This window comes from Pseudomonas simiae, from assembly GCF_900111895.1.
GTDB lineage: Bacteria > Pseudomonadota > Gammaproteobacteria > Pseudomonadales > Pseudomonadaceae > Aquipseudomonas > Aquipseudomonas simiae.
The window spans coordinates 536949-553507 of record NZ_FOKB01000002.1 but is presented as its reverse complement, the minus strand read 5'-3'; the positions used below and the strand labels follow the sequence as shown (position 1 = coordinate 553507).

Below are 16559 nucleotides of genomic sequence, written 5' to 3'. Positions count from 1 at the left end.
GTTAGATCAGGATCACGGCCCAGACCAGGGTGATCATGGTCAGCGCGACGAATTGGGCGGCGCTGCCCATGTCCTTGGCGTTTTTCGACAGCGGGTGTCGATCCAGGGAGATGCGGTCGATCGCCGCCTCCACCGCCGAATTGAGCAACTCGACGATCAACGCCAGCAGGCACACCGCGATGAGCAAGGCACGCTCGACCCGGCTGACATTCAGGAAAAAACTCAGCGGGATCAGGATGACGTTGAGCAACACCAACTGGCGGAACGCCGCCTCGCCAGTGAATGCTGCGCGCAGGCCATCGAGGGAATACCCCCCTGCATTGAAGATACGTTTGATACCGGTTTGACCCTTGAAAGGCGACATAGACGTAGGCAACTGAACCAAAGGAGTGGGGAAACTAGATCACGCAAAGTCAAAAAAGCGTGAATCGGGGGCCGCTTAGTGCTGCGAAATTGACTCAAGTTGTTGCAAGAGCAGCGCCGCCTGGGTACGCGTTCGCACGCCCAACTTGCGGAAAATCGCCGTCACATGGGCCTTGATCGTCGCTTCCGACACGCTCAGCTCATAGGCAATCTGCTTGTTCAACAAGCCTTCGCAAACCATGGTCAGCACGCGGAACTGCTGCGGTGTCAGGCTGGCAAGACCATCACGGGCAGCCTTGGCTTCGTCGGACACGTTGATTTCTTCAAACGCTTGCGGCGGCCAGGACACATCGCCATCGAGCACGGTGCGCACGGCTTTCTGGATATCTTCCATCGCACTGGACTTGGGAATGAAACCACTGGCGCCAAACTCCTTGGAACGCACCACCACGTCGGCCTCTTCCTGGGCCGAGACCATCACCACGGGGATCTGAGGATATTGACCGCGTAGCAGCACCAATCCCGAGAAACCGTAGGCGCCGGGCATGTTCAGGTCGAGCAGCACCAGGTCCCAGTCGGATTTTTCGGTGAGGCGGGCTTCCAGCTCGGCAATGCTGGCCACTTCGACCAGGCGTACGTCCGAACCAAGGCCCAAGGTCACGGCCTGGTGCAGTGCACTGCGAAACAGCGGGTGGTCATCGGCTATCAGGATTTCGTATGTGGCCATTGATTAAATGATCCTGTTTTCAGGGGTGCCCTGATCGGCGCCCAGCATGCCCAGCGTAGCCTGGAGGGTCAAGCGCTACGCCCGTGGGGATTTTAGCGGGTTGCGGGTTCGTGGTGCCATCATGCAAACGTCGACTGGTTATACCGTCGGAATATAGGGAGCAAGGCGCGCATGAACAGAGTCCGCCGGATCCAGCGGCATCTGGAACTTGGCGGCCAGGTAATGGGTGCTGAATACATCCAGGTAGGCGTCCAGGACTTCACTGGCTACCCGATCATCCGCCAATTCAAGACACAGAGCGGCGACTTCGGCGGTGCAGAAGTGGTCGTCGCGCTTGGAACGCCGCAACTTGTAGCGCGACAGCTGTTCCGGCGCCAGGCTGAGCACCGGCAAATGCTCCAGGTAGGGGCTTTTGCGGAACATTTTGCGCGCCTCACTCCAGGTGCCGTCCAGCAGGATGAACAGCGGGCGCTTGCTCTGTCCCACCTTCACTTCACTGACCACACGCTCCGGCGCGACGAATTCGCCGGGGAATACGATATAGGGCTGCCACTGCGGGTCAGCCAGCAAGGTCAGCAGGTCAGGATCGACCTCGGTGCGCGACCAGGCGAACGCCGTGGTGTCGTCGATCACATCGGCGATCAGCCAACCGGTATTACTGGGTTTCATGGGTTCCACGTCATGCATCAGCAGGCACATCGCTGAGGTTGCGGCGATTTTGGGTCGCCAGGCACACAGGCAATACTCAGGAATGACCCGGCAGCCGGGGCAGCGTTCGGCACGCGAACCACGATTGAGGAACGGACGGACGGCACGGGCCAGGCGCTGGGTGTGCAGTCGGGAAACGGCGTGGCTCATTGGATGCGCCGGTGGAACGGGTAAATCGACACGGAGAAAACTCGTGGACGGCTGAAGTGGCGGCAGTTTACCAGCGATACGCCTGGCTGTAGTGGCCAGGGCTCACCTATAATTGCGCGCCACTGAACGCACAGCGCAGTGGCTGGTCTATGCACCAGTAACCGAATCAGGAGAGTTTCATGCTGCGTTCCATGCTGCGTCTTGTCGCCCCATCCGTCGCCCTCGCGCTGGTATTGCCCGTGTGCGCCCAGGCGGCCTCGCTGCTGGAGGCCCAAATGAACCGGAAGCTGCAAAGCGTTGCGGCTGAGAGCAACAAAGACCTGCCCCGGGAAATCGACGAAAAAACCCTGGAAGTGGCCTACACCGTTGAAGGCATGCAACTGATCGATCACCTGAGCGTCTTGCCTGATCGCGCCGAACAGATGCGCGCCAACCCCAAGGCTGTGTATTTCCAGCTCGGCCAGAGCGTATGCCTGAACAAGGGCTACCGCGAGCTGATGGCCAAGGGTGCGGTGATGCGTTACGAAATCACTGAGAACAAGACCAACCGTCCTGTGGCTTCAGTAAAGTTCGTGGAAGCGGATTGCCCGGCACCGGCTGCGGCAAAAAAGAAAAAGTAACGGCTTGACCTTCGCGCGCTACCGTCCGGTGGCGCGCACTCCCCCCGCTTCAAGTCCTACCAGGCAGCTAGACTCCCTACTGGGCGGCCAATAAGTGGTTGCCAGCCAAGGGTTTTCCGGCCCATGATCAAGTCATCCCGACCTTTCATTCACAGCGCTTTTCATGCTGTTCTGTAACATTTTCAGGGCAAAAGAAGGTTGCCTCCCTGCGGCAAACAGCGACACAAGCAGTGTCGTAGCCTCCGGCGAAGGTGCCCTGCAAGAAGGAGAAGTTGAATGCCTTACGAACCGAATGACCGCCTGCTCCGACATTTTGAACAACACGGTACCGACCTCACGCAGCAGGTCGACGCACAACTCCAGCTGATCGCCCCCAACAGCCCGAACATCCCCTTGTATCGCGACATGATCCTCACCGTGCTGCGCATGGCCCAGGACGACCGCAATCGCTGGAACGCCAAGATCACCTTGCAAGCCATCCGCGAACTGGACAATGCCTTCCGCGTACTCGAACAGTTCAAGGGTCGCCGCAAGGTGACGGTATTCGGCTCGGCTCGCACCCCGGTGGAAAGCCCGTTGTATGCACTGGCCCGGGAAGTCGGCGCGGCACTGGCACGCTCGGACCTGATGGTGATCACCGGCGGTGGGGGCGGCATCATGGCCGCCGCCCACGAAGGCGCGGGCCTGGAACACAGCCTGGGATTCAACATCACCCTGCCGTTTGAACAACATGCCAACCCAACGATTGATGGCACTGAGAACCTGCTGTCCTTCCACTTCTTCTTTACCCGCAAGCTGTTCTTCGTCAAGGAAGCCGATGCCCTGGTGCTGTGCCCAGGCGGCTTCGGCACCCTGGATGAAGCACTGGAAGTGCTGACCCTGATTCAAACCGGCAAGAGCCCTCTGGTCCCGGTGGTGCTGCTGGACGCACCCGGTGGCGGGTTCTGGCAAGGCGCCCTGGACTTTATCCGCAGCCAGCTGGAAGCCAATCGCTACATCCTTCCCACTGACCTCAAGCTGATACGCCTGGTGTACAGCGCCGAAGAGGCGGTGGACGAGATCAACCAGTTTTATGCCAACTTCCACTCCACACGCTGGCTGAAACGCGAGTTTGTGGTGCGCATGAACCACCCACTCAGTGAACGAGCATTGGCCCATTTACAGAGCGAGTTTGCCAGCCTGCGGCTGAGTGGAGAGTTCCAACAGCTGGCGTATACCGGCGAGGAACATGATGAACCGAGGTTCAGCCATTTGACGCGGCTGGTGTTCAACTTCAACGGGCGCGATCAGGGCCGGCTACGGGAGCTGGTGGACTACATCAACCTGCCGGAGAACTGGGCTCAGGCTCAGGGCAAGGCACAGCAACGGGTGGCGCCGGAGCCGGCGTGATTTTCTGAGGTAAAAAAAAAGACCCACTATTTTCATAGTGGGTCTTTTGCTTGTTCAAGAGATCAGTCGTCCAAATCCCTGCCGCTCAATAATCGGCTGATCATCTCCATCGAAAAACCCCGATAGCTCAGGAATCGCCCCTGCTTCGCCCGTTCCTTGGCATCAATCGGTAGATGGCCAGAGAACTTGCGCCGCCAGGTGTCTTCCAACTGCGCCTGCCAGCTGATCCCGCACTCTCGCAGGGCAAGGTCGATATCGGCGCGTTGCAGGCCACGCTGGCTCAGCTCCTCGCGAATCCGCGCCGGGCCGTAGCCGGAGCGGGCTCGGTAGGAGACAAAGCTTTCGAGGTATCTGGATTCGGAAAGCAGTCCCTCTTCCGTCAGGCGGTCAAGGGCGGTTTCAATCATTTCGGGCTCCGCGCCGCGCTGACGCAGTTTACGCGTCAGCTCGACTCGACCATGCTCGCGGCGAGCGAGCAGGTCCATCGCAGTGCGCCGAACGGCGACGAGTGTATCCAGTACAACTGTCATCGCGTGCTTCAGATGTCAGTATCAGCTTCTTCCACTTCTTCAACCGGCTCGCGGTTGGCGGCAGCTTTCACGTCTGGAGCGGCGGTCAGCAGCTTGTCGCGAATCTGCTTTTCAAGTGTGGCAGCAATGTCCGGGTTGTCCGCCAGGAACTTGGCCGAGTTGGCCTTGCCTTGGCCGATCTTGCTGCCGTTGTAGGCATACCAGGCACCCGATTTCTCGACGAAACCGTGCAACACGCCCAGGTCGATCATCTCGCCGTTCAGGTAGATACCCTTGCCGTAGAGAATCTGGAACTCGGCCTGACGGAAAGGCGGAGCCACTTTGTTCTTCACGACTTTGACGCGGGTTTCGCTACCCACAACCTCGTCACCTTCTTTCACCGCGCCAGTACGGCGGATATCCAGACGGACCGAAGCGTAGAACTTCAGCGCGTTACCACCGGTGGTGGTTTCCGGGCTGCCGAACATCACGCCGATCTTCATACGGATTTGGTTGATGAAGATCACCAGGCAGTTGGCGTTCTTGATGTTACCGGTGATTTTACGCAGCGCCTGGGACATCAGACGGGCTTGCAGGCCCACGTGCATATCACCCATTTCGCCTTCGATTTCAGCCTTGGGCACCAGGGCAGCCACGGAGTCGACCACGATCACGTCGATGGCGTTGGAGCGCACCAGCATGTCGGTGATTTCCAGGGCTTGCTCACCGGTGTCTGGCTGGGAAACCAGCAGGTCGTCAACGTTGACGCCCAGTTTGCCGGCGTATTCAGGGTCCAGGGCGTGCTCGGCGTCGACGAACGCACAGGTGGCGCCCATTTTCTGCGCCTGGGCAATGACCGACAGGGTCAGGGTGGTTTTACCGGAAGATTCAGGACCGTAGATTTCAACGATACGGCCTTTTGGCAGGCCGCCAATGCCGAGCGCGATGTCCAGACCCAGAGAGCCAGTGGAAATAGCCGGGATCGCCTGACGGTCGTGATCGCCCATACGCATTACGGCACCCTTGCCGAATTGACGTTCGATCTGACCCAGGGCCGCAGCCAAGGCTTTCTTCTTGTTGTCGTCCATTAAAGTCCTCACGTAATCAATAAGGCCGGGGCGGCCAACACCTGTATAAGTAGACAGTATTGTTCCACAAAGATCGGAGATCGCCTACCCCTGATTTTCTATTTCTGCTGCAGCTCGTCGCAACAAGCCCTCTAGCGCGGCCTTTACCGTTTGTCGGCGGACCTCGTCGCGGTTGCCGGTGAAGTGTTCAACTTCGGCCGTGACGTCCTCGCCCACGCCGAAAGCCAGCCATACAGTGCCCACCGGTTTGTCCGGCGAACCGCCATCCGGCCCCGCCACACCGCTGACGGCAACAGCAAAACGCGCCAGGCTTTTTTCCTGTGCGCCGCGGACCATCGCTTCCACCACTTCCCGACTGACAGCGCCGACTTTTGAAAACAGCATTTCCGGCACATTCAGCTGCCGGGTCTTCTGACGGTTGGAATAGGTGACATACCCCGCCTCGAACCAGGCCGAACTCCCCGGAATCCGCGTGATGGCTTCCGCGATTCCACCGCCGGTGCAGGACTCGGCAGTGGTGACATGGGCATTGAGCACCTGCAAGCGGCGCCCCAATTCAGCAGCCAGTTGAGTGATTTCCTTCACGGTCGTCTCCAGACGTGGGCGGGGGTTCGCCTACCCTACAGGAGCCGCTCGCACGCGCAAGTGACGGACTGTCTCAAGACGCTAACGGGCGACGGCACGCACGTAAGCCTGGCACGCGCGCAAGGCGATCAAGGCGCTGTCACCGTCGTCGGTGATGCCGATAATTCGCTGAGCATGCGCCGGGTCAAGTCGGGCTCGCGGGGCTGCATGAACCACGCTGCCGGGGGCGGTGGAGGCTGGCACCGGACAGCCACTGGAAGCGTCGAGAAGGACTGACAACCGCACATCAGCAGTGGCCAGGCGGTCGCGCAAAATAGCTTGGTTACGTTGGGCATCGCTCAACTCCCGGGCATGTCGTTGATCATCGGCACTGAGCTGTTGCTCAAGGGCCAGCCGCTTATCCTGCTCGACCTGCTTCTGGTACAGGGCTGCCTGCGTCTGCGCTGCCGACAAATGTGCGATCTGCGCCGCGTACCGCCAGGCCTGTACCTGCCACACAACCGCCATCAGCAGGCATACACCGATCAAGCGGCACGCGCCTAAGAAACGCACAACACCGCCTTCGCCCGCGCCCATAACCGCAAGCGATCCTCCAGCCCATTGAGCCCGCCATTGATACGTCGCGTGATCGCAGTGAATTGATCCTTGTCGGCCAGTTCGTTCAGGCCGTTGCGTTGCCAGAACCAAGCCGCCGACTCGGCCGCCCATTGCGGCTGCTCCAGCAACGTCGGTTCCCGCAACAAACGATCATCGCCGAACAGTGCCTGGCTGCAAGACAGGTAATTGCGGCGTCCGGTAATCTGGATCAGCCCCCTGCCCCGGTATTTCTGGCCGTCGCCGTCGGCTTCGGGTGTGTTGCCCAGGCGTGCGGCCAATGCGCCAGTATCGTACTTGCTCAAATATTCATCACTGCCCAGTTCACGCACGTAACGCAATTCGCCGGACTCATGACCGACCTGGGCGAGAAACGCAGCAATGCGCTTGGGTTGACCGATCTCAAACCTGGACATTGCCATGTTCAGTGCGGGCAAAAAAGAGCCCGCTCCAAGGCGGGCTCCCGGCAGGATTTGAAGCAGTTGGGGCAGTGTTATCAGCATGGTTCCTCACTCGGCCGGGGACAAACCACTGGCCTTGATCGCACATCGGTAGCTCTCTTTGCGCTTGCCGCTGGCAGTCACACTGTCGATCGACCAACGACCCCGCATAAAGCCAGGCCAGGACTCGTCCAACAGCAACAGCCCTTCGGCGCCAAATGAGGGGTTTCCAGGGCAGATCACACTGACCTGCAAGCCCTCACGGCCCACTCGACGCATCTCGCCCTCAGCGGCAGTTCTGGCTTCAGCCTCGCTCTGGTAACGCTGCGTCATGACCTTGAACGGCGCGCCCCCCACCTCCACCACGTGTTGTTTACCGGCGGCTGCATCCCACCAGCGCGCTTGGGCGCCGGAGTAGGTCGCGCGGCTGGTTTCAGTAAAGCTGGCGGAAACAAACGCACGATCTCCCGGACGGTTATCACGGGTGATCGACAGCTGCACATCCGGCAAAACCTTGCCAGACAGCGACTTGATCTGCCCTTTGCGGCCCAGCACATACAGCTCGTCGACGGGTTTGGCCACCGCATCGAACCGCTTGGCCAACCGCGTCAAAAACGCCATGTCGCTTTCATTGGTCTGGTCGATATGCTGGATCTGTTCGCCTTCCAAGTCATGTGCCACACGCGGTGAGAAGCCATGGCGAGTGGTCAACTGGCGAAACAGCGCCCCCAGGCTGATCGGCCCGTGACTGGCGGTTCGTCGCTTCTTGAACTCGGGTTCATCAAAAGGCGCTGCCGTCGCCACCAGCACCACGCGCAGCGGAAACAGCGACGGCGTACGCTGAGTGATCTTGAAACGCCCTTTATCCACCAGGCCGGATTCCCGGTAGCCAACGCGCAGGCCGATATGCCCGCCCAAGCCAGGCAACCCTTCAAGGCCTTCGATGTCGAGGGTCAACTTCAACTGATCGGACACGAAACCCGCCAAATCGGTGTGTTCCCACTCCAGTAGCCGCTCGTTGAGCAGCGCGGCGTTGTCGCCGTAAATTTCCACCACCGGTGTAAATCCAAGTGTCATGGTGACTCCTTAATCCCAGGCCGAAACCGGCTGATTGGCGGTCGGTTGTGTCTCCAGTTCAGGCACAATCACGTTGACGCCCGCAGGCAATACCGCGCCCTGTTCGGCCAATTCAGGATTCAAGCGCCACAACACTTCCTCGGCCGCATCATCACAGCGCCCTAGCTCGCGGTAGAGCAGCAGGTTCACCGAATCACCCGCAATACTTCGTACCCTACGCATTGACGAACTCCTCCAGTACCACCGACCAATTGATCACCATCGCCGTACCGTCATCGATGACGCTGGACTGTTTTTCGTCCACCGACTTGATGGTCCACAGCCCCCAACTGAGGCCTACGCCGTCGACCAAAGGCAACGGCACACGAAGGGCTTGCAGCGCACGCAACTCATCCAGCCGCGCCATACCCTGTGCCCGTGCGGCCTTGCCACCAAAGGCGAGCGTTTCGAGCGCCTGGCCGACCTGGCTGGACTTGGGTTTACCGGCCACGATCTCCAGGCTGACCCAACCACCACTGCTTGCACGGTCCAGGGTGTCGTAGGCAAACCCACGGGACAGCCCAAAAATAAAGGTGCCCAATGCCATCTGTTGTCGCATCACGCTACTCCTGTATCAGTCAGGGCCGAGTCACGTCGCGTCGCCAGCAAGCTGTCCATCGGCAACGGCGTGAATTGAGCCTCAATCTGTTGCACCACCAGCGCAGCCAGTTGCTGATAGCTGGCCTGTTCAGGTGCGTTGATCGTGATGTGCGGGGAGAAGGTGAGTTGGCGGTTGTCAGCCTGGGCGTTGCTCAGGTGCTTGCCGACATCTGCAGGCGCCGGCAGACGGTCCCTAGGCCCGAACAGCTTGTCACCGAGCCAAGCGCCCGCCTCACTGCCGAGCAAGCCTCCGATTGCTCCGCCGACAGCAGTCCCCACACCGGGGAAAACCAGCGTGCCGATGGCTGCACCCGCAGAGGCTCCAGCCCAGGCGCCACCGGCCGTGCTGAGGCCGGCGCCGATGGCCTTGACGTCGCCATTGCGTACGCCTTGGGCCACATCCATGGCCGTGTCGACATACCTCAACGGGCCAAGACGGCGGACGGCGGATGACTCCAACTTCGCCAGAGTGCCCGACAACCCGGCCGCCAGGCCTTTGCCCGCACCGCGCATCAGGGGACGGGATGTCGGAAGTGCTGCGGAGGAGGCAAACGACCGACCGGGAAGACCGGTCGCGGCCTGACTCGCACGCGTGCCCTCGAATGGAAGCTGCCGCTGGACCACGACATTGAGTGGAGGCGACACCTTGGCCGCAGGCACAGCACGTGGCGACTTGAGATCCATGGCCCTTCTGACCACGCTGGTCTTGACCTCGCGCGAGCTGGATTGACGGGTCTTGCTACGCGGGCCACGCGGTTTTTTCCGTGTGTCTTTAGGGCGCGCTTTTTCTTGCTCCCTGGCGGTCTTGCCCACACCCTCAGGCACCTGTGACTGCACCGGCTCCAATGATCCGCGAATATCCGGAGGAAGGGCTCCCGTGCAGCAGCACTCCTTACCTTTGTTACCGTCCTTGTCCTCTTTAAGCCACTTCGCGGCCGTGGGATACCTGTCCGCCACGGCATCAAGCGCTTTGCCTGAAAGCCTGTCTTTGGCCTTATCCCACAAACCGCTGACCACCTCCTTGCCGACGAACTTAACGGCATCGGTTCCCATCTCAAGCCCCTGCTCGCGCCAGGAACGGGTAGCAGGCTCGGGCTTTTTTGGCTCACTTGCGCCAGGTGCAGCAGTGACATCAGCTGTCTTGGTTGCCAGCGTTTGTTCGCGGGCGGACAGTGTGCTGTTGAGGGTCTCCAGCGTCTCGCGCAGCCGGACTTGCTCTTGCGTCAAGGCATTGAGGCCGGTACTGACAGTCATCAGCGCCGAAGTGAGCGGCGGCTGCGGCTGCGGCGCAGCCTCCAGGCTCACCGGTGCGGCAAGACCTGCGGTAAACGGTGTGAGCACACTGCCGAGGTCCGCATCGCCGATCATCCAGCGTAAATCCTCCTGGACGAGCCGGACCCCATATTTAGTCTCTTGCATCCCGCTTACTCCTGTTTAACGCCAAGGCGAGTGATCGCGATGTCGTAGCGGCGCAATGCTTTTGCGGCATCCCAATCCAGGATCTCCGCCTCATTGACCGAGTAAACCAGCGGCACCACATCGAGGATCACGTCGATGTCGCGTTGCGAAAGAAAGCCGCCGGTTGATTTAAAAAATCGTCGATGCGCTCCTGCAATTCGGTCCAGTCGGGCACAGTCAGGTTGGCGAGATCGGGGATCATCAGGCCGCTGCAATGAGCGGTGATGAACTCGGCGCGCTCTTTGTTGGTGGCGAGTTTTTTCATCACCTTGGTGGCGCGCAGGGCGGGCATTTCCAGGGACAGCTCGGTGAAGGTACGGCCAGCAGCGTCGAGGGGCTGCAACAGTTGGATGGGCTGGTCGTGGGTCGATTCCGCCTGCCCGTCGAGGAAGAACGATGCAGGACGTGTCGACATCTCATGTACGTATTGGGCGATGGTCACGTAGTCCGGACGCTTGAGTTGGTCGAGCTCTTTTTCCGACAGGCCGGTGGCGAGTTTCGCCAGTTCGAAGAACTGGTCGTCCTCGTCATCACCGGCCCGGGCCAGCGCCTCTTTTTGCGCGGCGTAGTACAGCGGCTTGAGTTGCACCTGCTCGATCGTCGCGCCGGTGTCGGCGGTGATCGGCGAGAGCAGGGGGTGCAGCGGTGGCATCCAGGCCATGGGGTAGCTCCTTGGTGAAGTATGGGGGCGAGCGAACCCGCCCCCGGAGGCATTACGGCATCAGCACGGCGCGGCGCGCATCGCCGAGGATGTCGACGCCGTTGAGCACGAATTTCTGGGTGCGTACGTCGATGTCGATCACCGGAATGCCGTTTTCCAGACGGTTGTAGGTGCGGCAGGAGAGTTCCAGGGTGGTGGTGGCCTTCTCACCCATTTTCAGCTTCGCTTCCTCGAGGGATTTGAGCTTGCCGCCCACGGTGTGATAGGTGAAGTAGGTCTTGCCATCCTGGTCCTGACCGGCCTCGCGAACGTTCAGCAGGATGTCATCACCCAGGCGCACGCCCAACGCCAGCATGATTTCCGGGCCCGCACCTTGGAGGATCAACTTGGCGCCCAGCACCTTGCCGCTCTTGGCCATTTCCTCGGCAATGAAGCGCCCGCCGGACATGGGCTCCATGTCGAACTCAATCTTCGGAGGGGTAAATTCTTCCACCGTCGCGGACAACGGCAGGCCTTGAAGGGTGGCGGCAATGGCCTGTCTGACTCGGTTGGTAAACATTAGAGAACGTCCTCCAGGAACTGCTCGATGATTTCATCGCGGGCATTGAGTTGATAAATCATGTGTTCGTTCGGCGCGTACCGCCCGTAGTCGATGACGATGAACCAGGTGCCGTTCTTGTATTTCTCGACACTGTTCAATTCCGGGTGCAAGTACACGCTGCCGCCGGGGATGGTTTCGTCGGCGACCAGGGTTTGCAGCCAATCGTTGATGCGCTTGACCTCCTGGTCCATGAAGGACTTGGTGAGGTTCTTGGCCATGGCTTTCTGGCCGGCCTTGACCAGCTTGCGGCTGATCGCGTCCTCCAGGCCGACGTAGCTGATGAACTTGCCGGTGATGGAACGGTTACCCAGCAGCGAGAAGCCGCCAAGGATCGTGCGAGCGTAATAGCTCACGCCGTAGCGATTGAGCAGGTCGCCTTCGGTGGACGTGTCGAGGATGTTGTACTCGACGACGCGGGAAACATCCTCTGCGAACGTCACCTGATTGCCTGGGCTTTCCCACTGCTTGACCTTGGCCAGCGCAGCGATCGCCAGGGACGACGGCGCAAGGAACACGTTTTTCTTCGCCGCCTTGGAGTACACCGACGGCATGTTGTGCACCAGCAGGCAACGGTCGAAACCTAGGTCGGCACCGCCCAGCTCGCCGCTGTAGGTCACTTGGTCGGCGACGCTTGCGTCTTTGCCGTCCAGCACCACACGCGCTTTGATGCGCTTGCCGAAGGAGGCAAACTCACCGGCTACAGCTTTAGTGCCGGTGAAGCCTGGGGCACCGATGATGGTCAGGTCTTCCGGCACGCTGGCCAGCGCGGCCAGGCCGAGCTTGCGACCGGTGACCGGCTCATCGCCGCCGATCACATTGTTGATCGTGTCAGCCGGGGTGGCGCCCTCCTCCACGATCACGACGTAGACCGGCACCTTCACGACCTTGAGGATCTGATACACGGCATGAAACAACGTGCCCGACTCAGTACCCGTGGGGTCCAGCAGCGCCTGGGTGGTGAAACTGTTGATGCGGAACGGCGCGTTTTTAGGGATCGACGCGTGTGCCTTCGGCGCAGTGCCGACCAGGCCGATGACATTATCGCCGAGGCCACCCATGGCCTCGGGGGATTCGGTGGCATTCACGGTGATGCCGTTGTGCTCGAAGTTAAGAACCTCAGTCATGGTTAGTCAGCCTTCTTGGGGGTGGAGTTGAGGACGCTGGTCAGTTCCAGACGGCCGGCGGTGCGCAGGGCGGATGCTTCGACGTCCAGCAGTTGCAGTTCCTCGCCGGCGGTGGACCAATGGCCGTTACCGATGGGGAATGGGATGAGGACGGTGTAGGTTTTGCGGTCAGACATGAGTGGAATTCTCCGTGTGTAAAACACCAAAGCCCCTGCGAGGAGGGGCTTTGGGGAGGCGAAAAAAAACCGCTTTCGCGGTGGGTTATTTCAGGAAGGCGGGTTTTTCCGGCCAAATCACCCCATCAGGGTCGGAGCCTTGATCAGGGATATCACGAAGCCCCTGACGATAGGCCACAAACGCAGCGTTATTTTCATCCAACATTGGATAGTCGGGCATCGCCGCATAATCACTGTTAGATAAATCCTGATCACGGGCACTACGAATGACCTGCCACTTAATAAGTGGATGAAGTTCTGCAGGCACAAAAATGGGTTTCATAGTTTCTCCTTAGCTCAAAGCCAACATAGTTCCCCAGTCGCCTGGGCTGGTAACAACACCCGTGCACGCGCCTGCCAACATGACCTCAACGATACCGGAAGCAGAGGTCCGCATTGGATGAAGGTGGTAATAGGCGCCGAACAGGTCACTGGGGGCCACAACCGTAGAGCACCAGCGCCATTTACCCTTTTCTGCCCCAGTACTCCAGGCACCCGCAATGGAACCCTCCAATACCCGGACAAAAGCGCCCAACGTGATATAGGAATTAAGCGGCACCGCGCCCGTTCCATTAGCGAGCGCAGTATCGACCGTATAAGGGAACGCGAGCCAAGGACTAACATCTGCACTTGCCCACTTCAATTGCCACACATTGACAATAGTGCGCCAGTACTCACTGGCCCTGATATCAAACCCAGGATATTGCTCGCGCACATCCGACTGGACCTGAAGCATAAAGTCCACGTCCGCTTGTGGGCGCCCTGTAGCTTGAGAGGTAGTGGTGATTGAACGAAGCTTGTTGCTGGTAACCTCGCTGTGAATACCCCAGTTTTCGATCAACTTCCCATCGGCACTAGGGTACAAGTTGAAGTTTTTGGTCACTGCAAGCCTGGGCAAACGGCTTTTCAGATCTAAAAGTTGTGCATCGTAGGCACGGCGAGCATCCGCAATCGCCTTATCTATCTCACCCACCTTACCAGTGATGACACTGGTCAGATTATTTGCCGCGCTAACGACGGAAGCCAGTTGCTGTTCTGTACTCAAAATATGAACTCCTTATCTGCTTTGATCACTTAGTGACTCCTCAATGGCCAACACTAAAACACTCACCATCAAACACCGGCCTTGCTCTCAAGTTTCATTACTCGAAACAAGAGCCCGACACCTCTGGCCATATTGTCAACACTGGCAGCCGAGAGCGTCGCCAACTCATCGACGAGCAATACATTGAGGTTTTCACTCCCCACCACAATCGTCACGCTGTCCGCCGGCAACGGCGAAATATCCAACGTGAACTTTTGCAGTACTCTCGCCGCTGCCGCTTTATACGTCAGCAACTTCCCTGCCACGGAGTACACCGCCAGCAAAGTCCCGCTGGCGAGATAAAACCCGAACTCGCCAATTTCATACTCAGCCTCGCCATCAAACAGCGCAGCCATCCTGAGTTGTCGGTCGCCCAGGTCCTCGTAATCCACGATGGCGACCCGTTGGCGCTCATCACGCAGCGCCACTTCCGTGCCGTCCGGGTTGTAGCGACCGGTGCCGGCGCCGATGTGGGTGATTTCGCCTTTCAGGCCCTGGTTCTTTGCCTGCAGCACTTCATCCAAACCTTTGGAGGTGAAGCGCACCAGGCGCGTAATGTCATCTGTCATGGCTGCGCCCTGAGGTCGTAGTCGTTAATGGTGTAGTGCTGGGCAGCCCCAGCACTGTTAAGTCGGGCAACCAACGCCAACTCCGGCAACGCGCCGTGCAGGCACAGCTCGCCATCGCTCCAAAGGGCGTGGAGGACCTGAGTGAGCGCAATTCGACCTTCGGTTTCATGCACGATGGTGATCGTCGCCTGGTCCCGCTCGCTCTTGGCTGCGTTGATACGACGGATCAGTCGATTGTGATCGCCACGGGACCAACTGCGCCCGATGATGGCCTGCACGTCGAAGGTGTAAGGCTTCTCCATCGGACGCTGCTGATACCACGCGCTGATGTTGGGCGTGAACCCCAGCGATTCCACCGCATAACTCAACGCTTTCGGCGTGCCGGCTTGGCGCTGGATCTGCCAGGACAAGGCCACAGTGATGCGCTTTTCGGTGGCGCTGGCATCCGCATCCCACTCACTCACCCCTCGATCGGCGGCAAGGTAAGGAAGAAACTCGGCAGGCGTTTGCAGTGGATCCATCAACGCCGGAAACGGCGGCATTACGCGGTCGAGCAGCTTGCCAAACCCCAGGTCCAACGCCTTTTCCAACGGAGAGCTATTGGCCGGCAACAAGCTCGCTTTAGGCTCACTCATAGCGTACGCACCTCCACTTCGACACCCGTGCAATACGGCGCCTGGAACGCGCTGCCAATAACCGGCACCAGAGGCTCAAGAATCTGCAGCTGCGCAGCCCCTGCACTGTGAATCGCATAGTCAATCCAACTCGGATCCACCCGCCCTTCCAGCCGATGACAAGACTCTGCGTAGTCCTGCAGCAGTTTCTGCGCAGCGACTTGAGTGAGTCCCGAATCCGGGCCGGCGTTGATCTTGGCGACCACGCGGATTTTGTACGGCAGGATTTGCGCACTTTGCACGCTGACCAAGTCAGTCTCCGGTCGCACATCCGGCCGTGCGAAATGGCGACGAACGCCGTCAAGCAAATCGGCAGATGGCGTACCGTCGCCCTCACGAGAAAGCACGGTAACCATGACTTCGCCGGGCGCTGTTCGACGCCCATTGCCATCTTTGACCTGGGCCGCATAGCCGTCCGGATCAAAGGTGTAGCTGACCGTCACCACGCCCGGCGTTGCGCTTTGCACTTTCACCGACGGCCGCTCGCCGAGGGTGAACACCTCGCGCCGATACTGCATCCGCGAGCCCGCCGCCGGAGCATGGGGCGCCAGGTAGTAACGCAGGCGAGCGTCGTCATCACTTTCCAACGTCGGCGGCACAGGCGGGAAAGCGGCCGGGTCGCCGGGGTCGAGCACCTGGCGTTCCAGGCCCATGTCGGCCAGTCGAGCATCCAGGTTACTGCCAGTGGCCCACCACGCCAGCATCTGCTTGATGCGGGCGTTGTACTTGCGTTCGTGGGTTTGCAGGCGCACGCAAAACGCTTCCAGGGCCAGGGTCAGCAGTTCGCTTTCATTGTCGAGGCTGACCTTGAGTTTGGCCGCGCTTTGCGGCGCACGGTTGGCGACGTAGTCGACGACGAAGGCCTTGAACTCGGCCAACAACGGTTCGAACTCATCCACGGCGATGATGGCCGGTTCCGCCAGTTGGTTCTGGCCAGGGATCAACATGCTCATGTCGCGACCTCAAAGGTTTGTTGGCGGTTTTTCCAGGTACCGGCAAAACGCAGCAACAGCCCGGCGCCCTGACGGGTGGCGACGATGATCTGGGGTTGAAAGTCGGCGATGCCGTTCTGGGTGTTGTAGAACGCCTGCGCGGCGTGGCTTTGGGCGAGGATCAGCAGGTCATCCCCCAGGTTCTGGCCAAGCAGTTGCGGGATCAGCGAGCCGTACAGCGGGCGTTTCTGGCGAGTGCCCAGGGGGGTGGTCAGCGCTCGGGTGGCGCGCTGTACGAATTGCAGCCAGTCGTCGACGACTGCCCCGGTGTTCCTATCGATTCCGATCATGG

The 16559-nt window shown here is 59.8% G+C and carries 25 protein-coding genes; 2 read left to right on the top strand and 23 right to left on the bottom strand.

Annotated elements, in window-relative coordinates; translation table 11 throughout:
* Window position 1: 1 nt before the first annotated feature.
* The 3 genes from BMZ57_RS08515 to BMZ57_RS08505 form a co-directional block, all read right to left on the bottom strand.
* Window positions 2-364, bottom strand: coding sequence for a diacylglycerol kinase (locus BMZ57_RS08515; protein WP_003172176.1), 363 nt, complete (start codon window positions 362-364; stop codon window positions 2-4).
* Window positions 365-439: 75 nt separating this feature from the next.
* Entirely contained in the window at window positions 440-1090 is a 651-nt protein-coding gene (gene erdR, locus BMZ57_RS08510; RefSeq protein ID WP_010212680.1) for a response regulator transcription factor ErdR, read from the bottom strand.
* Window positions 1091-1228: 138 nt separating this feature from the next.
* Window positions 1229-1948, bottom strand: coding sequence for a tRNA-uridine aminocarboxypropyltransferase (locus BMZ57_RS08505; RefSeq protein ID WP_069672352.1), 720 nt, complete (start codon window positions 1946-1948; stop codon window positions 1229-1231).
* A 179-nt stretch (window positions 1949-2127) separates the two neighbouring features.
* On the opposite strand from BMZ57_RS08505, the gene BMZ57_RS08500 reads away from it, so the two are divergent.
* Together BMZ57_RS08500 and BMZ57_RS08495 are read left to right on the top strand one after the other, a co-directional pair.
* Window positions 2128-2568 carry a PA3611 family quorum-sensing-regulated virulence factor gene (locus tag BMZ57_RS08500; RefSeq protein WP_010212685.1) on the top strand — a complete coding sequence of 147 codons (441 nt, stop codon included), beginning with the start codon at window positions 2128-2130 and terminating at the stop codon, window positions 2566-2568.
* Between the two features lie 276 nt (window positions 2569-2844).
* Entirely contained in the window at window positions 2845-3957 is a 1113-nt protein-coding gene (locus BMZ57_RS08495) for an LOG family protein (RefSeq protein ID WP_010212688.1), read from the top strand.
* 62 nt (window positions 3958-4019) lie between these two features.
* Here BMZ57_RS08495 and recX read toward each other — a convergent pair whose 3' ends face one another.
* From recX to BMZ57_RS08405, 20 genes are all read right to left on the bottom strand, one after another.
* Window positions 4020-4487 (bottom strand): recombination regulator RecX, encoded by a 468-nt coding sequence (gene recX, locus BMZ57_RS08490; RefSeq protein ID WP_021492459.1) that lies wholly within the window; start codon window positions 4485-4487, stop codon window positions 4020-4022.
* Window positions 4488-4495: 8 nt separating this feature from the next.
* Complete coding sequence (gene recA / locus BMZ57_RS08485; RefSeq protein ID WP_003189042.1) at window positions 4496-5554, bottom strand: recombinase RecA; 1059 nt, start codon at window positions 5552-5554, stop codon at window positions 4496-4498.
* A gap of 84 nt (window positions 5555-5638) precedes the next feature.
* Window positions 5639-6139, bottom strand: coding sequence for a CinA family protein (locus tag BMZ57_RS08480; protein WP_010212691.1), 501 nt, complete (start codon window positions 6137-6139; stop codon window positions 5639-5641).
* An 81-nt stretch (window positions 6140-6220) separates the two neighbouring features.
* The gene (locus BMZ57_RS08475; RefSeq protein WP_010212694.1) at window positions 6221-6715 is read right to left on the bottom strand and encodes a lysis system i-spanin subunit Rz; all 495 of its coding nucleotides are present in this window, start codon (window positions 6713-6715) and stop codon (window positions 6221-6223) included.
* The gene (locus tag BMZ57_RS08470) at window positions 6679-7236 is read right to left on the bottom strand and encodes a glycoside hydrolase family 19 protein (RefSeq protein ID WP_010212696.1); all 558 of its coding nucleotides are present in this window, start codon (window positions 7234-7236) and stop codon (window positions 6679-6681) included. The genes BMZ57_RS08475 and BMZ57_RS08470 overlap by 37 nt, the downstream gene beginning before the upstream one ends.
* 6 nt (window positions 7237-7242) lie before the next feature.
* Window positions 7243-8250: a contractile injection system protein, VgrG/Pvc8 family gene (locus tag BMZ57_RS08465; RefSeq protein ID WP_010212698.1), complete on the bottom strand. Its 1008-nt coding sequence runs from the start codon at window positions 8248-8250 to the stop codon at window positions 7243-7245.
* A 9-nt stretch (window positions 8251-8259) separates the two neighbouring features.
* Window positions 8260-8472 (bottom strand): tail protein X, encoded by a 213-nt coding sequence (locus tag BMZ57_RS08460; protein ID WP_010212700.1) that lies wholly within the window; start codon window positions 8470-8472, stop codon window positions 8260-8262.
* Window positions 8465-8848, bottom strand: a complete 384-nt coding sequence (locus BMZ57_RS08455; RefSeq protein ID WP_010212701.1) for a phage tail protein — start codon at window positions 8846-8848, stop codon at window positions 8465-8467. The genes BMZ57_RS08460 and BMZ57_RS08455 overlap by 8 nt, the downstream gene beginning before the upstream one ends.
* The gene (locus BMZ57_RS08450; protein ID WP_069672353.1) at window positions 8848-10308 is read right to left on the bottom strand and encodes a glycine zipper domain-containing protein; all 1461 of its coding nucleotides are present in this window, start codon (window positions 10306-10308) and stop codon (window positions 8848-8850) included. Before BMZ57_RS08450 ends, BMZ57_RS08455 begins: the two co-directional genes overlap by 1 nt.
* Before the next feature lie 5 nt (window positions 10309-10313).
* Window positions 10314-10439 (bottom strand): hypothetical protein, encoded by a 126-nt coding sequence (locus tag BMZ57_RS29980; protein ID WP_010212704.1) that lies wholly within the window; start codon window positions 10437-10439, stop codon window positions 10314-10316.
* A complete protein-coding gene (locus BMZ57_RS08445; RefSeq protein WP_010212706.1) occupies window positions 10436-11008 on the bottom strand; it encodes a phage tail assembly protein in 573 nt (190 codons plus the stop codon). Before BMZ57_RS08445 ends, BMZ57_RS29980 begins: the two co-directional genes overlap by 4 nt.
* 52 nt (window positions 11009-11060) lie before the next feature.
* The gene (locus BMZ57_RS08440) at window positions 11061-11567 is read right to left on the bottom strand and encodes a phage major tail tube protein (RefSeq protein ID WP_010212707.1); all 507 of its coding nucleotides are present in this window, start codon (window positions 11565-11567) and stop codon (window positions 11061-11063) included.
* Complete coding sequence (locus BMZ57_RS08435) at window positions 11567-12733, bottom strand: phage tail sheath protein (protein ID WP_021492463.1); 1167 nt, start codon at window positions 12731-12733, stop codon at window positions 11567-11569. The genes BMZ57_RS08440 and BMZ57_RS08435 overlap by 1 nt, the downstream gene beginning before the upstream one ends.
* A gap of 2 nt (window positions 12734-12735) precedes the next feature.
* The gene (locus tag BMZ57_RS29485; protein WP_021492464.1) at window positions 12736-12909 is read right to left on the bottom strand and encodes a hypothetical protein; all 174 of its coding nucleotides are present in this window, start codon (window positions 12907-12909) and stop codon (window positions 12736-12738) included.
* Window positions 12910-12994: 85 nt separating this feature from the next.
* A complete protein-coding gene (locus BMZ57_RS08430) occupies window positions 12995-13231 on the bottom strand; it encodes a tail fiber assembly protein (protein ID WP_021492465.1) in 237 nt (78 codons plus the stop codon).
* A gap of 9 nt (window positions 13232-13240) precedes the next feature.
* Entirely contained in the window at window positions 13241-13993 is a 753-nt protein-coding gene (locus BMZ57_RS08425; protein ID WP_021492466.1) for a hypothetical protein, read from the bottom strand.
* A gap of 68 nt (window positions 13994-14061) precedes the next feature.
* Window positions 14062-14601 carry a hypothetical protein gene (locus BMZ57_RS08420; protein ID WP_021492467.1) on the bottom strand — a complete coding sequence of 180 codons (540 nt, stop codon included), beginning with the start codon at window positions 14599-14601 and terminating at the stop codon, window positions 14062-14064.
* Window positions 14598-15236, bottom strand: coding sequence for a phage tail protein I (locus BMZ57_RS08415; protein WP_069672354.1), 639 nt, complete (start codon window positions 15234-15236; stop codon window positions 14598-14600). Before BMZ57_RS08415 ends, BMZ57_RS08420 begins: the two co-directional genes overlap by 4 nt.
* On the bottom strand, window positions 15233-16228 hold the full coding sequence (locus BMZ57_RS08410) for a baseplate J/gp47 family protein (RefSeq protein ID WP_044286706.1): 996 nt from the start codon (window positions 16226-16228) through the stop codon (window positions 15233-15235). Before BMZ57_RS08410 ends, BMZ57_RS08415 begins: the two co-directional genes overlap by 4 nt.
* Window positions 16225-16557, bottom strand: coding sequence for a phage baseplate protein (locus BMZ57_RS08405; RefSeq protein ID WP_010212717.1), 333 nt, complete (start codon window positions 16555-16557; stop codon window positions 16225-16227). The genes BMZ57_RS08410 and BMZ57_RS08405 overlap by 4 nt, the downstream gene beginning before the upstream one ends.
* Window positions 16558-16559: the final 2 nt, after the last annotated feature.

What these genes read in the sequence shown, in the direction of transcription:
- BMZ57_RS08515 (WP_003172176.1), bottom strand. Translation starts at nt 364, where the DNA reads ATGTCGCCTTTCAAGGGTCAAACCGGTATCAAACGTATCTTCAATGCA.
- erdR (WP_010212680.1), bottom strand. Translation starts at nt 1,090, where the DNA reads ATGGCCACATACGAAATCCTGATAGCCGATGACCACCCGCTGTTTCGC.
- BMZ57_RS08505 (WP_069672352.1), bottom strand. Translation starts at nt 1,948, where the DNA reads ATGAGCCACGCCGTTTCCCGACTGCACACCCAGCGCCTGGCCCGTGCC.
- BMZ57_RS08500 (WP_010212685.1), top strand. Translation starts at nt 2,128, where the DNA reads ATGCTGCGTTCCATGCTGCGTCTTGTCGCCCCATCCGTCGCCCTCGCG.
- BMZ57_RS08495 (WP_010212688.1), top strand. Translation starts at nt 2,845, where the DNA reads ATGCCTTACGAACCGAATGACCGCCTGCTCCGACATTTTGAACAACAC.
- recX (WP_021492459.1), bottom strand. Translation starts at nt 4,487, where the DNA reads ATGACAGTTGTACTGGATACACTCGTCGCCGTTCGGCGCACTGCGATG.
- recA (WP_003189042.1), bottom strand. Translation starts at nt 5,554, where the DNA reads ATGGACGACAACAAGAAGAAAGCCTTGGCTGCGGCCCTGGGTCAGATC.
- BMZ57_RS08475 (WP_010212694.1), bottom strand. Translation starts at nt 6,715, where the DNA reads ATGGGCGCGGGCGAAGGCGGTGTTGTGCGTTTCTTAGGCGCGTGCCGC.
- BMZ57_RS08470 (WP_010212696.1), bottom strand. Translation starts at nt 7,236, where the DNA reads ATGCTGATAACACTGCCCCAACTGCTTCAAATCCTGCCGGGAGCCCGC.
- BMZ57_RS08465 (WP_010212698.1), bottom strand. Translation starts at nt 8,250, where the DNA reads ATGACACTTGGATTTACACCGGTGGTGGAAATTTACGGCGACAACGCC.
- BMZ57_RS08460 (WP_010212700.1), bottom strand. Translation starts at nt 8,472, where the DNA reads ATGCGTAGGGTACGAAGTATTGCGGGTGATTCGGTGAACCTGCTGCTC.
- BMZ57_RS08455 (WP_010212701.1), bottom strand. Translation starts at nt 8,848, where the DNA reads ATGCGACAACAGATGGCATTGGGCACCTTTATTTTTGGGCTGTCCCGT.
- BMZ57_RS08450 (WP_069672353.1), bottom strand. Translation starts at nt 10,308, where the DNA reads ATGCAAGAGACTAAATATGGGGTCCGGCTCGTCCAGGAGGATTTACGC.
- BMZ57_RS08445 (WP_010212706.1), bottom strand. Translation starts at nt 11,008, where the DNA reads ATGGCCTGGATGCCACCGCTGCACCCCCTGCTCTCGCCGATCACCGCC.
- BMZ57_RS08440 (WP_010212707.1), bottom strand. Translation starts at nt 11,567, where the DNA reads ATGTTTACCAACCGAGTCAGACAGGCCATTGCCGCCACCCTTCAAGGC.
- BMZ57_RS08435 (WP_021492463.1), bottom strand. Translation starts at nt 12,733, where the DNA reads ATGACTGAGGTTCTTAACTTCGAGCACAACGGCATCACCGTGAATGCC.
- BMZ57_RS29485 (WP_021492464.1), bottom strand. Translation starts at nt 12,909, where the DNA reads ATGTCTGACCGCAAAACCTACACCGTCCTCATCCCATTCCCCATCGGT.
- BMZ57_RS08430 (WP_021492465.1), bottom strand. Translation starts at nt 13,231, where the DNA reads ATGAAACCCATTTTTGTGCCTGCAGAACTTCATCCACTTATTAAGTGG.
- BMZ57_RS08420 (WP_021492467.1), bottom strand. Translation starts at nt 14,601, where the DNA reads ATGACAGATGACATTACGCGCCTGGTGCGCTTCACCTCCAAAGGTTTG.
- BMZ57_RS08415 (WP_069672354.1), bottom strand. Translation starts at nt 15,236, where the DNA reads ATGAGTGAGCCTAAAGCGAGCTTGTTGCCGGCCAATAGCTCTCCGTTG.
- BMZ57_RS08410 (WP_044286706.1), bottom strand. Translation starts at nt 16,228, where the DNA reads ATGAGCATGTTGATCCCTGGCCAGAACCAACTGGCGGAACCGGCCATC.
- BMZ57_RS08405 (WP_010212717.1), bottom strand. Translation starts at nt 16,557, where the DNA reads ATGATCGGAATCGATAGGAACACCGGGGCAGTCGTCGACGACTGGCTG.